This window comes from Psychrobacter sp. NG25 (assembly GCF_015234355.1).
In the GTDB taxonomy this organism is placed as follows: domain Bacteria; phylum Pseudomonadota; class Gammaproteobacteria; order Pseudomonadales; family Moraxellaceae; genus Psychrobacter.
Window position 1 is genome coordinate 156,132 of record NZ_JADGMV010000001.1, and the last position, 17,516, is coordinate 173,647.

The window sequence follows — 17,516 nt, forward strand, 5'->3', positions numbered from 1 at the left end:
TTAGAGTTGAGATTGAATACAACGCATCTTCAGGTATTTAATAGTGTAACGCCTCTATCTAGCCACTAATGAAAATTTAACCAATACTCGCCATCGAAAAGCCCGCCAAGACTAATCTTGGCGGGCTTTTTTAATTATCAAGTTACAATAGAATGTTCAATCAAACCCATTATTTATACTTTTTAATTTCACCACTTTTCACACGAGCTATGAAAGAATTAACCTCTCTTTTCACAATTGGCATCAAGAAGTATAGACCGATGATGTTAAAGATCGCCATAGCGAACAGAGCCGCATCTGAGAAGTCGATAACAAAGCTAAACTGTACGATGGTACCAATAACAACGAAGACTAAGAAGATAAGTTTGTATATCATCTCGCCGCCTTTACCTTCACCAAAGAGGTAAGTCCAAGCTTTTAGACCGTAATATGACCATGAGATCATCGTTGAAAAAGCAAACAATAATACCGCGACAGCTAGGAAATACTGGAAGATAGGCGCCGTTTCCATAAAGGCAGCACGGGTTAGATCCACACCAGTGAGCGCTTGGGTTTGCAAGTTTGCGACAGTGTTCACCCCAGAGATAGTAATAACGAGCGCCGTCATAGTACAGATAACAACCGTATCAATGAAAGGCTCTAATAGCGCTACTAAACCTTCTGTAGCAGGCTCTTTGGTTTTTACCGCTGAGTGAGCAATAGCGGCTGAACCAACACCCGCTTCGTTAGAGAAAGTTGCACGTTTTAAACCTTGAATTAACGCGCCAATAAAGCCACCAGCCACGCCAGCACCCGTGAAGGCACCCGTGAAAATCTCGCCAAATGCGGCGCCGATATGATTAAAGTTTGCTACCAGTACGATGACACTCATCGTGATGTACAATAAAGCCATAAAAGGTACGACTTTTTCGGTAACGGTTGCAATGCGCGGCATGCCACCAATGATAACCATACCGACTAAAAACGCTAAACCAATACCAAAGAATATACTGTAATCCGTTGGAATGCTAAAAGTAGAGCTCATGACTGCAAAGGCTTGGTTACCCTGAAACATGTTACCAGCACCAAAAGTGGCCAATATACACATAAGGGCAAAACCGACGGCTAACACCTTACCAAACCCACCCATACCACGTTCAGCCATACCGCGGCTTAAGTAGTACATAGGTCCACCTGATACGACGCCAGATGGTAGTACCGTACGGTATTTAACACCTAGCGTACACTCTACAAACTTGGTCGCCATGCCGAACAGACCTACCATAATCATCCAAAAGGTAGCACCAGGTCCACCAATAGCGAGTGCTGCACCGACACCTGCAATATTACCAAGACCAACCGTACCTGACAAAGCAGTAGCTAGTGCTTGAAAATGGCTAACCTCACCTTCTTCTTTGACAGCAGGGTTTGGATCAGTATATTTGCCTCTGACAATATCTAAAGACAAGCCTATATGACGGAACTGAATAAAGCCAAAGTAAAAGGTAAAGACTAATGCGGCAACTAACAACCAACCTACAATTAGCGGAAAGCTTACGTCGCCAAGAGGTACTGAAAAGAAAATAAGATCGACGAACCAGCCAAATATATTGGCCATAAAGGCATCGAGGCCAGCACCAAATGCTGCTAGACCTGATTGTTCTGCAGCTTGCGCAAGAGTAGTACTAAGTAATAGAATCGTTGCGACTAAATATTGTTTTTTCATATAAATTCCTTCAGTGAAAATAATATTTATATAATCATTTACAGCGATACGGATACAAAGTGTAATTATTTATTATACTTTGTATCAGTATTATTACTAAATGTTCAATGTCGACTATATACTAATAATTTTATATAAACAAAAACATTTGCATATTTTTCTCAATTAAACATCAACTTAGCGCTTTAAAGCTGACAGCCGAACTCAGTCAAACTCACGATAATTATCGAAAAATGTCGGTAGTAGATTCAGTGGTACAGCTGGTAACTAAAAGGTTCAGCATCTTACTTTTCTGAAATTTCAGTCCTTTCACTTATACTGAACTTCTATCGTCTACAAACCCTTAACCACACTTCACTAGATTATCTAGCATTGTAGAAAGCCATGCATTGTTATATGCAATATGCGTGTCCCCTAGCGCGATGATTTCATCACTAGCTTGAACTGTGTGAGGATAGTCAGTCAGGGCATCTTGGATATAATCCTGCCCATGCAACACCATGTCCACCATGCTCTTTTTAGTCACTTCAAAATGACATTGCCAACCAAGCACCCACGTACCTAACTCTTTATGTTTTGGCATTTGATAGATAAAACCTTGATTGTCCCAAGCGTTTGACTTTGCAATTGCAGTCGCACCTCGAGGACACTCAAAACCATCGCCATGCCAATGAAAAACCGTAAATTCGTGCTTTGGTAAATCTTTTAGTAGCTGATGCTCTAGCCCTTGTTTGGTTAATTGAATTGGCATCCAACCAACCTCTTTTATACCTGATGGAGCAACTTTTGCCCCCAAACTATCCGCTATTAACTGCGCCCCCAAGCAAACACCAATTACTGTTTTTCCCTCTTCGATACTTTGCTGAATGAAGGCCTTCTCATCCGCTAGCCATTCAATGTCAGCTTCATCATGAATGCTCATTGGCCCGCCCATAATAATCAACCAATCAAAACTGTCTTGAGAAGGCAATGAATCATTTTCGTAGAAACGAGTGACAGTAATGCTATGACCTTGATTATCTGCCCACTGTTTAATATAGCTAAGTTCTTCAAAATCAACATGGTACAGGGCATGAATACGTAGCGTCATTGAATTATCCTTTTATTAAAAAAGAAAAACCGCCTAGCAAAAGCTAAGCGGTTTTTTATCATACAACGCTTAATAAGCGCTGTCTAAATCAGTACAGAGTTAAGCTTACTGGTTTTTTTCGTAAACTGGTAACTCTGCACAGATCGCTTCTACTTTACCACGTACTTCAGTAGCGACCGCTTCATCACCGCGGCTGTCTAGTACGTCACAAATCCAACCTGCCAACTCGCCTGCTTGTGCTTCGTTGAAGCCGCGAGTAGTAATCGCTGGCGTGCCGATACGGATACCAGACGTTACGAACGGAGATTTTGGATCGTTTGGTACGGCATTTTTGTTCACAGTGATGTGAGCTTCGCCAAGCCATTTGTCCGCTTCTTTACCCGTCATTTCTTGCTTAACGAGGCTGATCAGCATTAGATGGTTTTCAGTACCGCCAGAGATGACTTCATAGCCGCGCTCTTGAACCACTTTTGCCATCGCTTGTGCGTTTTTCACCACTTGCTGCTGATAAGTAGAGAAGTTGTCTTCCAATGCTTCTTTGAAACAAACTGCTTTCGCTGCGATAACATGCATCAATGGGCCACCTTGGTTGCCCGGGAATACAGCTGAGTTTAGTTTCTTGGCAAGTACTTCATCACGAGACAAAATCATACCTGAGCGTGGGCCACGTAGGGTTTTATGCGTGGTAGTAGTTACGACATCAGCGAATGGTACTGGGCTTGGATAAACACCGCCAGCAACTAGGCCTGCAACGTGAGCCATATCAACTAACAGGTAAGCACCTACTTCGTCTGCGATGTCACGGAAACGCTGCCAATCGACCACTTGTGAGTATGCCGAAAAGCCAGCGATGATCATTTTAGGCTTGTGCTCACGTGCTAGAGCGTCTACTTGATCATAATCAATCAAGCCTGTGCCATCTACCAAGCCATACTGTACAGCATTATAGTTCAGGCCTGAAAAGTTGATGTGTGCGCCATGAGTCAAGTGACCACCAGCATCTAGGCTCATGCCCAATACTGTGTCATTGGCTTCTAGCAATGCTAAAAATACCGCTGAGTTTGCTTGGCTACCAGAATGTGGCTGAACGTTCACATACTCTGCACCGAACAACTCTTTCGCACGGTCAATGGCTAGTTGCTCTACAACGTCCACATGCTCACAACCACCGTAATAACGCTTGCCAGGATAGCCTTCAGCGTATTTGTTGGTTAGATCAGTACCTTGCGCTTCCATCACTGCTTGTGAGCAGTAGTTTTCAGAAGCGATAAGCTCAATGTGGTTTTCTTGACGAACGCTTTCTGCGGCCATCGCTTCAGCAAGTACTGGATCAAAACTTTGAAGAGAGATATTTTTAAACATATTTAATGTCCTAAGTAGTGACTGTCATTGAAAAAACGTCATTTGAAAAAAGCTTATAGCCTGCCCACAATAAAACAACTACTGCGTCAATGCCGCTAGAAGTACGCGTGATACCTCTGCACTGTTTTTCAGCAGTCTGTTGTTTTTCGGCAATCTGTTTTATGGTATGACCATTATTGTGAATGGGGTCTATTAGCAGAGATTAAAATAAGAATAAATGCAGGCAAGTGGCCCGCCATGAAGCTGTCCAATTCGGCAATAAATTCGATACACGTATGCATCGATATCATCGCTAAAGATTAAGTGTAACATGAAAATTTGTGCTGCGAACGCAAAAAAACCTCACCTTAAGATGAGGGAATTAAATGACCATATAACACAGATAAATAGCCAATAAAATAAAGGATTTACCTCCTATGGATTACTGGCAACAGGCCGTTTTACACGTATATAAGCATAAAATATTTTTAAGCGTGGCTAGATGAAAATGCAGGCAGGAACGTTTCACTGATCATTAGCGTGCGGCCATACCAATCATAACGGGTTTGCCGTTGCCAACCTGTGGCCGTTTGCTGAATAAATCGCTGATTAGGTAGTGTTCGGCTGCGCTTGAATAGCACATAACCAATAGGTGTACCTTTGAGCTGTTGTAGACGGCGTGCGCGGCCTTTTAGACTGGATAGCGGAAAGATACTTTGTGCATCTACCCATGGTAATTCATCATTGCCATAAAGCTGCACCTCACGCACCCAAGCCAACATCGGACGATTAAGCGCTGACCCTTGCAGACCCAATTGTTGCTTTTGTATCAGAGACAGCTGACGATAGCCCTCAAAACTGCGCTCTACACGCAAAGGCTGCCCTGCTTTTACTTCCAACATGGCAGTGAGAGAGCCTTTGGCGTTGAGCCACGGTAGTAGCTCACTAGGAGGTGACGGATTGCTAAAACAAGACGTTTGAGTACTGGACATAGTTAACGGCTAATTGTGAAGTATTAAATAAGAAGGGCTAACGCTAATCGTCCGTATCAAACTCTGGCATATTGTCCGCATTAAAAGGCAAGGCCTCAAATGCCTGCTGACGATACTGCGCCATATGCTCACGGTCTTTGCGGCAAAAATCTGCAATCGCTGGTACAAAACGTGGATCATAAATACGGTGCAGCGAGTGCGTCGTTGTCGGGATAAAACCACGAATCAGTTTATGCTCCCCTTGCGTACCTGGATCAAAATACGTCAGACCTTGCTCAATGGCAAACTCGATACCCTGATAGTAGCACAGCTCAAAGTGCAAACTGTCGTACTCACCCAGCGCACCCCAGTAACGACCATATAAGGTTGCATTATTATCAACATCACCATCAGCCTTGTCGCTGTCAGCACTATCGTACAAGAACAGACTGCTAGCAATGATTTCGCCATCAGCATTTAATGCTTGGGCGAGCATCAAATGCTCAGGCATGCTCCGTACTAATGCCATAAAAAAATCTATCGTCAGATAAGGCTGTTGACCACGCACCGCATACGTCATCACATAACAGTGATAAAATGCTTTCCAATCGGCATCGGTAATATCCGCTCCACACTTACGCTGACAGCTGATACTTTGCTCAGCAACTTTGCGACGCTCAGCACGGATGGTTTTACGTTTTTTGGCTTTTAGCGTCATTAGAAATGCATCAAAATCTGCGAATGGCTGACTGTCTTGCAGCAAGTCTTTATTTTGCCACAAGAACTGACAGCCTTGACGCTCTAATATAGGCATCTCAATTGCGGTTGGCTCTAAGCAATTATCTTGAGCGGCTAACGCCTGCTCTATATCGATATCTGTCGGCAGCGCTGCAGTCGCGATAGAGGCGAGTTCAGGCGTAACAAACAGTCCATGCCAGCTGGATGCGCCTACTTGTTGAGCAATATCATCAACACCTGCGATAGCTGTTTTTATCACTTCTTCACTTAAGGTTACGCCTGTGGCCAACCATAAGCGCTGACCCGTAATCGGTGTATAAGGGACGCTACTGACCAATCGCGGATAATAATCAATGCCGTAGCGTGCGTAGGCTTCCGCCCATGCATGATCAAACACGAACTCGCCGCGATGATGACCCTTTATAAATACAGGTAATACCGCCACTGGTTGCAATACGTTTTCCGCGGTGCTGTCTATTAGACTATCTGCGCTATTTTCACTATCAGCATAATTGGCAACACGGTGCACCAAAATAAATATTGGCAACCAACCTGCCTGCTCACCTATCGCACCCGTGTCTGCCAGCGCTTGCCAAAAGGCAAATGACATAAAGGGTGTATCTGGTATTTGCCAGTCTGCTTGGCTCTGCCAACTGGTATCATTAATCAGCGCGTATTCTAAACTCATACTCTTTGTCATTATTATAGTCGCTATATATTTATCGATAACCGATTGGTTAGTGACCTAGCCTAGCAAATTTTTGATAGTTTGCTGTCACAATTTGCAAAATTTCATCTATATGCAATAAAAAACCACCTACTATAATAGAGGTGGCTATGTTTTATAATGGTGCTGATATCTTATCCTTCATCTCATTATAAAAGCCAATGAAAAGACAGTAGTTGCATGGAAAAGATGATATCGAAGCTGATGACTGGTAGAATAAGGTTGTTATTAGCTTAATATAATTCAGATACATAGGATATGAGCGAAAACAGTATACTTAGTTCATTATACAAGATTGACATCATAGCCGATTTATAGTGGATTAACTATAATATGAAGTCAGCAGTTCACCCTTCAGACCATTTCAGACAGACAATCAAAGCACCGTACTGTTTTAAGAGGCCTGTTTGATGAACGCTAATAGCCGTGCGTAAAAGAAAAATTTAAATGGTCTCCAACATTTCTGAGACTACATATGATGTACTTGATCTAACCACATAATTCGTTATTGCATAGTATGATCCAACGATATTCGAATTTATGTGTACGTATTATTTTTAACGACAACTAAAGGGATACCCGATTACAATGTCAAAAATTATTTATACAAAAACTGATGAGGCGCCTGCTCTAGCAACCCTTTCATTCTTACCTATTGTCGAAGCGTTTACTAAAACAGCAGGGATTGCTGTTGAGACAACTGATATCTCTGTTGCAGCGCGAGTATTGGCTGAATTCCCAGAATATTTGACAGAAGAGCAACGCGTACCAAACAATTTGGCTGAACTTGGTCGTCTGACACAAGATCCAAACACCAATATCATTAAACTGCCAAACATCAGTGCTTCTGTACAGCAGCTTAAAGCCTGTATCAAAGAGTTGCAAAGCAAAGGCTTTGCGTTACCTAATTTCCCAGAAGATCCACAGACTGACGAAGAAATAGAACTGCGTCGCCGTTATGGTAAAAGCTTAGGTAGCTCGGTCAACCCTGTATTACGTGAAGGTAACTCAGATCGCCGCGCCCCTAAAGCCGTCAAGAACTATGCTCGCAAGCATCCGCATTCTATGGGTGAGTGGAAACAGTGGTCAAGCACGCACGTGTCACACATGCATGGCGGTGACTTCTATGATGGCGAGCAATCTATCACTTTAGATAAAGCTCGTACCGTACGTATGGAGTTGTTACTTGATGACGGCACCAATAAAATCTTGAAACCTAAGATTGCTTTGCTTGATAAAGAAGTAATTGATTTAATGGTCATGAGCAAGCAGGCATTGCTAGACTTTTATGAGCGTGAAATGGAAGATTGCCGCGAAGCCGGTATTCTGTTCTCATTACACGTAAAAGCCACTATGATGAAGGTGTCACATCCTATCGTATTTGGTCACGCGGTTCGTATCTACTACAAAGAAGCCTTTGCAAAGCATGGCGCTACGTTTGACGAACTAGGCATTAACGTCAACAACGGTATGGCTGATTTGTTCGACAAAATTGCAACTTTGCCAGCCTCAAAGCGTGAAGAGATTGAGCAAGACTTGCATGCTTGCCAAGAGCATCGCCCACGTCTGGCCATGGTTGATTCTTCAAAAGGCATCACCAACTTCCATTCACCAAGCGACATTATCGTAGATGCATCAATGCCTGCTATGATTCGTAATGGCGGTAAGATGTGGGGCGCTGATGGCAAACTATATGATTGCAAAGCCGTTATGCCTGAATCTACCTTTGCCCGTATTTATCAAGAAATGATCAACTTCTGCAAATGGCATGGTAACTTTGATCCAACGACGATGGGTACGGTCCCTAACGTTGGCTTGATGGCGCAAAAAGCAGAAGAGTACGGCTCACACGACAAGACTTTTGAGTCGAGCAATGCTGGTATCGCACGTATTGTTGACGTAGATACTGATGAAGTATTACTCGAAAAACGTGTTGAAAAAGGCGATATCTGGCGCATGTGTCAGGTTAAAGACGACCCTATCCAAGATTGGGTGAAACTGGCTGTTCGCCGTGCGCGCGAATCAGACACGCCTGTTATCTTCTGGTTAGACCCATATCGTCCACATGAGAATGAGCTTATCAAAAAAGTTCAGACATACTTGAAGGATCATGACACTACAGGTCTACACATCGAAATCATGTCACAAGTTCGTGCCATGCGTTATACCCTAGAGCGCGTTGCTCGTGGTCTTGATACTATCTCTGCCACTGGTAACATTTTACGTGATTACCTAACTGACTTGTTCCCAATTCTAGAGCTAGGTACCAGTGCCAAAATGCTATCAGTCGTACCACTAATGAAAGGTGGTGGTCTGTTTGAAACAGGTGCAGGTGGTTCAGCTCCGAAACACGTTGAGCAGCTCGTAGAAGAAAACCATTTACGTTGGGATTCATTGGGTGAGTTTTTAGCCTTGACCGTATCTTTGGAACATTTAGCAGAGAACGACAACAATGCTAAAGCCAAAATATTGGCTGACACACTAGATACAGCGACCGAAAAACTGCTGTTGAATGACAAATCACCATCACGTAAAACAGGTGAATTAGACAACCGCGGTAGTCACTTCTATCTGGCCATGTACTGGGCTGAAGAGCTGGCAGCGCAAGATCAAGATAGCGAGCTAAAAGCACAATTTACACCATTTTCGCAAAAGCTTAAAGACAGCGAAGAGGCTATCGTTAAAGAGCTTAACCAAGCTCAAGGCAAGCCTGTAGACATCAAAGGCTACTACTATGCCGATGAAGAATTGGCTAAGAAAGCCATGCGTCCAAGTGCTTTGTTCAACGAAACACTGGCATCGCTGTAATTTTAAGCGATTGCACTTAGACAGTTAAGCTCAATCGCTTTTGGGTTTTATATCTAGAAGTGATTAAGCAAGTTTAAGTCTTAGTAAATAAAACACCTCAACTGCCTTAAGGCGTTGAGGTGTTTTTTATGGTCTTTCATAGCATATCCAAGTTGTATTGGAACGATTATATTGTAGAGCCCTTTTCTGGTTACCGTCGTACAGCCTACGCCCTCAATCACCTCAGCAAAAAACATGAGTGGCCCTGTGAACAATAGAAAAACACTTTATAATAGACGCTTATCTTAATTAGAAAAATATATAGTATTCAAAAAAACATGACAAACCTATCAGAATATAGATGAAATGGAAGCCTTTAGCTCGTACCGTCTTATTTTTCAGCGGGACACATTATACCTAGGGTGTGTGCTCATTTTTATTTTGAATGTTAAGGTGTATCATCATTTGAATAGTAAGTAATACTGACTCATTTATATTTAGGAAATAGCTGTTTATGTCGACCTCTAGTCTCGTAATATTCAATAAACCTTATGGCGTGCAAAGTCAGTTCAGAGATGACAGTAATAACAACCATGCCACGCTATCGGAATACTTTACGGACAAATCATTGCGGGTGGCTGGTAGGCTTGATGCGACCTCAGAAGGTTTGCTGATTCTGACTGATGATGGTCGAGTTAACAAAGCGATTACCCATCCACCCAAAGCAAATGCTGGTCGCAAACAAGGCAAGACGTACTTAGTACAAGTTGAAGGTATCCCTACGCCTGAGCAGCTTAGTAAGCTCCAAAAAGGTGTAATTCTCAAAGATGGCAAAACCTTACCTGCTGAGATTAAACATGTCAGTGAAGATGAATTGCCGATGCTGCTCTGGCAACGTGACCCACCGATACGTGAGCGTAAAAGTGTGCCAGACTCATGGCTGATGTTGACTATTTATGAAGGTAAAAATCGTCAAGTAAGACGCATGACTGCGCACGTTGGGCTACCTTGCTTACGTTTGATACGCTGGTCAGTGGCAGGGTTTGAGTTGAGCGATTTGGCAGTTGGTGAGTCTATACGAGTTCATTTGGATAGTGAGCGCTGTAAGCAGTTGGGGATATTCGGTTAACCTATAGTTAATCCTCTATAAAAGAGTGACAGCGTCAACCTCGCTTGAAGTATCCCATATACATCTACACTCGGTTGCCTTGACTCGCTTTTAAACTGAATCAACTATATAGCGTTTTTTGTTTATAAATTAGTTAGCTTACGACCCATTAAACATAGCGTCTCGAACGGGTAAGGTTTATCTGCTAAGCTTCGAAACATGAGTGGTTGTCTGTAATAGGTTTCATTCATTTATTAGGTTTCATTCATTTATTATTAAATTTTTATTCTAGGAATACATTATGATTGCTTCTCATCGTTTTTTATTGTTGGCCACCAGTATTTCTGCTGCGCTCATACTGAGTGCCTGTCAGCCGACAACTGAAAACAATGAAGCAGCCACTGACGAAGAAGTCACCACGCCAGTGACTGATATAGCAGAGACTCAAGATGAAACCGAAGCTAATGATTTAGCAGAAAATGAAGACATCATTGACGAAAGCCAAATGACTGATGTGCTTAAAGACTATACAAAATCAATGACTAGAATGCATGATGAAATGATGATCGGTATGGGTTACAACGACCCTGACACTGCATTCGCTAAAAGCATGCTTGGGCACCACCGTGGGGCGATAGACATGGCAAAAATTCAGCTGAAATACGGTACTGATGCAAAAGTACGTCAGCTTGCTCAGGAAATTATTGACGCTCAACAAGTTGAAATCGATATTTTGAATAAATGGCTTGCCAGCCACCCTGATACAGCAAAACCTAAACCCAATACCGAAGCGATGCAACAGGCCTATGCTAGAAGTATGGATGTCTTGAATGGTGAAATGGTATTGGGTATTGCCGATCCCGTCCCTGACATGGCATTCACACGCGGCATGCTACCACATCATCTGGGCGCAGTAGAAATGGCGAACATCCAGCTGAAATATGGTACTGATGAAGAAATGCGTCAACTGGCGCAAGATATCATCGACATTCAGCAACCTGAAATCAAACGGATGCAAAATTGGATTGCAGACTCTCAGGCTGATGAAAGTACGGAAGATGAACTTGGTGAAGAGGAAGTAGATGTAAAAGCCGAAGCACCTGACTCTTAGAGACTGAGTTACTTCTGATATTTTAAGAAAACCTCAAAATATACTGATAATGTATGACGCAAAACCTCTGCTAAATATAATCATTTAGCAGAGGTTTTTATTTTCTATGAATTCTCAAACTGAATACTTAGGCAGAGTGGCTAAAATCAATAACCTTAAATTAATGCACTCAACTCAATGCCCTTGATTCTGATAACGCTCTATCGCATTTAGCCACGCTTGCCAGCCCGCATTATCTGAAGAATGCTCATCACTGGCTCTTGACGATGTATCATTTTTTGCTAAGTGCAAGCTTACTTTATGCGGGAATGCTTTTTCAGTAATATTATTCGTACTACCATCAGCACTGGCTGACGGTGTTACTTCCATAGCTGCTTTTGGCAGTACGTTGACACACATCAACTCATCACGGCGAAACAAGTAACATTCAACATTCTGTGCAGCACTACTAAACGATGCCAACTGTCTACTATCGGCTTTGATGCCATCAATCGCCACAATGATATCGTGCGCTGAAATCCCAGCTCTGGCAGCCACGCTATCACGCTGCACGCGATTGACCTTTAATCCGGCGGGTGTTTCAGTACAACGCATACCCCACGGTACATGCTTATCAGAAGTCTCTTTGGTATTAGTACGCATCTTAGTACCATTGGCAGCCAACAGCGCTTCAATCGGTAACTCTTCAACACCGTTGACATAGCGATGCTCAAAATCCTCCCAATCCGCTAATGGCATAAACTGCCCAATGACCGCACCCATATCAGCACTACTGATGCCAACACGTTGGTTATCGTTTTGCTTGGCTTGAGTATAAAAGGCCTTGACCACATCAAACAAACGATAGCGACCATCGCTCTTTTGTAGCAGCGTCAAATCCAAACATAACGCAACCAGTGCCCCTTTATTATAATAGCTGATACCTGCATTACCCGTATTTTCGTCATTGCGATATAACTTAATCCAAGCATCAAAGCTCGACTCTGCGACACTTTGATACGCACGGCCATCGGTTTGATAGTAGCGATTGATTTGCTCAGCCAATAGCTTGAGATAGCTTGTTTTGTCAATCACACCTGATGCTTGCAACATAAAGTCATCGATATAGGACGTAAAACCCTCAAACACCCAAAGTAACGGCGTGAAAGCCTCACGGCGCAAATCAACCTCAAGCATGACATCAGGACGTACGGTCTTAACCCACCATGAATGAAAATATTCATGGCTGCATAAACCCAAAAAGCGCTGATAATCTGTATTGGGTATTTTTGGCTCATTGATACTTGGCAAGTCACGGCGCGGGGTGATCAAGCTGGTAGAATTGATATGCTCAAGGCCACCGTAATCTTGACCACTGGCAAACGTCATAAATGTGTAATCATGGAAAGGTGCATCACCTAGCCAGCCTAAATACGTCTGGCAAATCTGAGTAATATCTTGCTGCAATCTGCCCATATTGGCGTTATGCTTACCAGCGAGGTAAAAACTATGGTGTAGCGTCTGATGTTCGTTATCTTGAATAATAAAATCAAACTTATCTTGTTCTGCGATTTCAAAAGGATAATCAATCAGCTCGTGATAGCTATCTGCTTGTAGCCCGTAAGCATGCTGACCGTCGAGTTTTAGATGGGTAAAGTTCAAACCAGATGCTAGAACGACACGCGCTTCTTCTTTATCTGTAAAAAACGTGGCCGGAATGAGTAAGCTCACATTGACAGGCGTATGCTCTTGCCCCTCAACTGCTAGTGCAAGCGAGGTAAAATTGCCGTATAAGCGCTGCTGATCAACATAGGCAGTACGTACCGATAGATCATAACAGTACACTTCATAGTGAACCTCTACTGTCTGCCCTGCCTGCACTTGTGGTAGCTGCCAAGTATGTTTGTCTATTTTCTGCGCACGATAGGTCTCAAGTGGTATGCCACTATCCGTTGCTTGACTATCTAACACCTGATAGTGCACGGTGGTAATGTTACGTGCAAACTCACGCATCAGATAACTACCCGGTATCCACGCTGGCAACCAAAGTTGAGGAGAATTAGCCGTTGCTGTAAAGCTCAGCGACACATCGATCAAATGCTCAAAGAAACGATCAAAATTGAAGCGATAACTGATATCAGCGATTACGTTGGTATTGTTCACATCATTATTGTTGGTATTACTATCTATGAATTGGTTATTTGCAGTATTGGTAACAGAAGTCATCGTTTTTTTCATCCTTGTTTTTATCATTATGTTAGAAGCCCTTACCCAAAAACGCAACCGCCAAACTACGAATACCCGATAGCTCACCCTAAACTGCTTAAAACAGCGTTTATTTAGATAAAATGCGATATTTATTAAGATTAAATGGCATTTTTTCTTATTTTTACCTTGAAAGTTATATGTGCCATCTCAATTAAAGATGCTAACTGCTAAAGTTACTTTAATAAACTGATGATAATTGACTCATGACGTGGCTATTTGGCCTGCTAATTGGATTTTTTAGGTTTATTGCAACCGTATTTAATTTTTTACACAGATATATTTAGGATAATTTATGACTACTATCGCAAAAGATACCGCCGTCAAATTCAATTACACACTAAAAGACGACGAAGGCAACATTCTTGACCAATCACCAGAAGGTCAACCACTTGCTTATTTGCATGGCCATAGCAACATCATCCCAGGCCTAGAGCAACAGCTAGAAGGTAAGTCTGCTGGCGAACAAGTCAATGCAGTTGTTGAACCTGCTGATGGTTACGGCGAGTATCAAGAGCAAGCTGTACAGCACGTACCACGTGACAACTTCCAAGGCGTTGAAGATATCCAGCCTGGTATGCAGTTTCAGTCAGAAGCTGGTGGCCAAGTAATGCTAGTTACCGTTACTGCTGTAAACGACGAAGAAGTAACCGTTGATGCAAACCATCCATTGGCTGGTAAGCGTTTGACGTTTGATGTTGAAATCCAAGAAGTACGTGCAGCAACTGAAGACGAGCTAAACCATGGCCATGTACATGGTGCTGGTGGCGTTGAGCACTAATCTCTTCTAGAGAAAAGTAAGAAAGGATGAGGCGATAAGTTACCAATGTGACTATCGTTTCATTTAAAAAGGGTCAGTAGCCATCGCTACTGACCCTTTTTTTTGATTGTTTTTATACCCACAATTTATAATAAATACTGCTGAGACTGTATACCGTACAATAGGTCTTCAGCCAAAATCTATCGATTACTATCCTCCAAACGTAACAAAGCCGCATAACGACAAGCGTTATGCGGCTTTTATCACTAACCATCCATGTCATCGTTATAAGATACCTAATCCCGGGGCATCTTGTAACTATTCGGGCATCCAGCCCTATCATCCCTAACCAGCAAACCACCTATCCTTGATGCGACTTGTAAGATACCAATCCCTAGTACCAATGAACCTTTTCGTTCAGCCGTGCCGTACAGTTATAATCGCAGATTGACCCATGGTTAGTAAGAGGTATAAACGTCAATCCATGTAAGCATATGCTTACATGGATTGAATCATACATTTTTGTCATTCACAGCACTGTTATTTATAGCTTCTCTTGAGGACTAAGCAACGCTTTCGGTTCAGCGCTCAGCATGACATAAGCAGCTTCATCGATGAAGGCTTCGTCTTCAGGTAACTCTGGACGTTCACTAGCCTTCATGCGACTGCGTTCTTCAAATTTTGCATCCATTGCCGCTTGATAAGTATTCCAATTGGCATAAGGACGCTCACCAGTTGCGATAAGACGTTTGTTCTCAGCTTCCAACGAACGTTTTTCAATCAGTTGCATTTTGGCGCGGCGACTATTGATATCTAGCTGAATAGGTTTTTTCTCATCTTCCATATCACGAATATCATTTAGCGCTGATAAATAAACAAACTGTGGATTTTGCTCTTGACGGATTTTGGATTGTTGATTGAGTGTCGCTAATGTATCGTTGGTAAACTTGCCTTCAGGCTTATAAGGGGCTGTTTTGATAGTATCCCACGGTAAGGCTTTTTTCTGTGCGCGCTCACCAAAGGTAGCATCATCATAGATATTGACCAGTTCAACATCAGGCACCACGCCTTTATTCTGCGTACTACCACCAGTAATACGGTAAAATTTACGCTGCGTTAAAGTGGCTGAGCCTAGCGCCAAACTATCCAATTGAATTTGGGCAGAGCCTTTACCTGTCGTCGTACTACCGACGACCAGACCACGACCATAATCTTGAATAGCAGCCGCAAATATCTCACTGGCTGATGCAGATGCTAAGTTGGTAATGACCGTCATGTTGCCACTATAAAGTTGCTCGCCACCATCATCGTCACGGTAGACTTGAATATTGCCGCGATTGTCACGAATTTGTACCATCGGCCCGCTCTTAATAAAGAAGCCAAGCATTCTAGCAACTTCATCTAATGAGCCACCTGGGTTATTACGTAGATCAACAACCAAACCATCAATGTTTTCTTTATTGAGCTCTTTTAATGCTTTTTCAGTATCAATACTAACGCTACGATAATCTTCACCGTTACGGCGGGCTTGATAATTCAGATAAAAACTTGGAATCTCAAGAACACCAATGCGTTTTGGTGTTTTATCAATATTAGGACGCTGTACTTCTACAACGCGATGGGTAACACCTGACTCTTCTTGTTTAATAATATCACGGACGACCGTGACGTTACGGGCGCTAGCATCAGGAGTATTAGGCTGTCGTACTTTGATAGTCACTGAGGTTCCGCGCTTACCACGAATTAAACTCACAATCTCACGCGTTGACCAGCCAACCACATCGGTCATGGTTTCACCGTCTTTTGCGATACCAACGATCAAATCATTAGGCTTGATTTGTCCAGATTTAGCCGCTGGACCGCCATCTACTAAAGTGACAATACGGGTATAATCTGGATTTTTACGGTCTGGACGGATAGAAACGCCAATCCCTTCTAGTTGTAAACTAGATTGAATCTGTAGCTCAGTCGCCTGAATAGGTGCATAGTAATTACTGTGTGGATCGTAAGTCAGCATTGCTGTATTTAGGACCGTTTCCATGATTTCATCGTTGGTAAGGCGTTTTGACTGCTCTTGCTGACGCGATAAACGGTTTTGTAAAATTTCGCTCGGGGTACGCTGATCATTGCGAACCAGATCTTGTCCACGCGTAATATCTGGATTACTCAAAAACACTTCTTCTTTAGCTTTTTCGTCTTCTTGACCCAGTGTGATACTCATTAAACTAAACTTTAACTGGCGCGCCCAATAATCACGCTGCTCTTTCTTGGTTTTGAAATGATTGAGTTTTTCACGGTCGAGCACAATGGTGTCATTGCCAGTCAAGTCGATCTTCGTTTTTAGCATTTTACTTGCCATCGCAAAATACTCATTTGAACGTTTGCGATATCGCTCGAAAACATATACGCCTGCAGATAAATCACCCTGTTTGAGACGAGCACCGAAGTCATCGGCATATTTTTTCTTAAACTCGTCGACATCAGACTGTAGAAATAGCGTATGGTTTGGATCAAGGCTATCAATATACATGGACAGAATCTCGCTACCCGTTTTGCTGTCGAGCGGCTGATTCAGATAATGACTACGGTCCAGCAATGCCGCTACTTGGCGAGTGGTGACTTTTTGTTCGGGAGTTTGTACGAAGCTTTCAGTGTTGGTATCGGCGACTGCCGTGCCATAGCTCTGGGTAAGAATAATACCAGCGATGCCCACTGACGCTGCACTGAGTAACCACTGTGCTGGTTGTTTTTTCATCATATATCCCTAGTTATTTTGCGTTAATAATATTATTTGTTTTATAAAGATCAAAAGTGCTTAAATATCTCGCTACCTATAAATTTCATCTCTTCTGTACGTTAAAATATTTGTTACTGATAATGCTTGGTAGACATCTTACGATTACAGCGTCCTAATAATAGCCTCTAAACTTTGTC

General features: G+C 42.7%; 11 protein-coding genes. 4 read left to right on the forward strand and 7 right to left on the reverse strand.

Annotation, left to right across the window (positions count from 1 at the left end):
• Positions 1–169 precede the first annotated feature (169 nt).
• The 5 genes from IPZ60_RS00650 to IPZ60_RS00670 form a co-directional block, all read right to left on the reverse strand.
• Positions 170–1,705 carry a sodium:alanine symporter family protein gene (locus IPZ60_RS00650; protein ID WP_194195968.1) on the reverse strand — a complete coding sequence of 512 codons (1,536 nt, stop codon included), beginning with the start codon at positions 1,703–1,705 and terminating at the stop codon, positions 170–172.
• A 343-nt stretch (positions 1,706–2,048) separates the two neighbouring features.
• Positions 2,049–2,795, reverse strand: a complete 747-nt coding sequence (locus IPZ60_RS00655) for a type 1 glutamine amidotransferase (RefSeq protein ID WP_194195969.1) — start codon at positions 2,793–2,795, stop codon at positions 2,049–2,051.
• A gap of 105 nt (positions 2,796–2,900) precedes the next feature.
• The gene (glyA, locus tag IPZ60_RS00660; protein ID WP_194195970.1) at positions 2,901–4,157 is read right to left on the reverse strand and encodes a serine hydroxymethyltransferase; all 1,257 of its coding nucleotides are present in this window, start codon (positions 4,155–4,157) and stop codon (positions 2,901–2,903) included.
• A 467-nt stretch (positions 4,158–4,624) separates the two neighbouring features.
• On the reverse strand, positions 4,625–5,128 hold the full coding sequence (locus tag IPZ60_RS00665; protein WP_194195971.1) for a chorismate lyase: 504 nt from the start codon (positions 5,126–5,128) through the stop codon (positions 4,625–4,627).
• Between the two features lie 43 nt (positions 5,129–5,171).
• Positions 5,172–6,533 carry a GNAT family N-acetyltransferase gene (locus IPZ60_RS00670; protein WP_194195972.1) on the reverse strand — a complete coding sequence of 454 codons (1,362 nt, stop codon included), beginning with the start codon at positions 6,531–6,533 and terminating at the stop codon, positions 5,172–5,174.
• A 627-nt stretch (positions 6,534–7,160) separates the two neighbouring features.
• On the opposite strand from IPZ60_RS00670, the gene IPZ60_RS00675 reads away from it, so the two are divergent.
• The 3 genes from IPZ60_RS00675 to IPZ60_RS00685 all read left to right on the forward strand — a co-directional run bounded on the left by IPZ60_RS00675 (position 7,161) and on the right by IPZ60_RS00685 (position 11,578).
• Complete coding sequence (locus tag IPZ60_RS00675; protein ID WP_194195973.1) at positions 7,161–9,380, forward strand: NADP-dependent isocitrate dehydrogenase; 2,220 nt, start codon at positions 7,161–7,163, stop codon at positions 9,378–9,380.
• A 493-nt stretch (positions 9,381–9,873) separates the two neighbouring features.
• On the forward strand, positions 9,874–10,488 hold the full coding sequence (locus IPZ60_RS00680) for a pseudouridine synthase (RefSeq protein ID WP_194195974.1): 615 nt from the start codon (positions 9,874–9,876) through the stop codon (positions 10,486–10,488).
• Positions 10,489–10,768: 280 nt separating this feature from the next.
• A complete protein-coding gene (locus IPZ60_RS00685; protein WP_194195975.1) occupies positions 10,769–11,578 on the forward strand; it encodes a DUF305 domain-containing protein in 810 nt (269 codons plus the stop codon).
• 174 nt (positions 11,579–11,752) lie between these two features.
• Here IPZ60_RS00685 and IPZ60_RS00690 read toward each other — a convergent pair whose 3' ends face one another.
• Positions 11,753–13,783, reverse strand: coding sequence for a M61 family metallopeptidase (locus IPZ60_RS00690; protein ID WP_194195976.1), 2,031 nt, complete (start codon positions 13,781–13,783; stop codon positions 11,753–11,755).
• Between the two features lie 334 nt (positions 13,784–14,117).
• Here IPZ60_RS00690 and IPZ60_RS00695 point away from each other — a divergent pair, with 334 nt between their 5' ends.
• Positions 14,118–14,603 (forward strand): peptidylprolyl isomerase, encoded by a 486-nt coding sequence (locus tag IPZ60_RS00695; RefSeq protein ID WP_194195977.1) that lies wholly within the window; start codon positions 14,118–14,120, stop codon positions 14,601–14,603.
• A 523-nt stretch (positions 14,604–15,126) separates the two neighbouring features.
• Here IPZ60_RS00695 and IPZ60_RS00700 read toward each other — a convergent pair.
• On the reverse strand, positions 15,127–17,337 hold the full coding sequence (locus IPZ60_RS00700) for a carboxy terminal-processing peptidase (RefSeq protein ID WP_194195978.1): 2,211 nt from the start codon (positions 17,335–17,337) through the stop codon (positions 15,127–15,129).
• Positions 17,338–17,516: the final 179 nt, after the last annotated feature.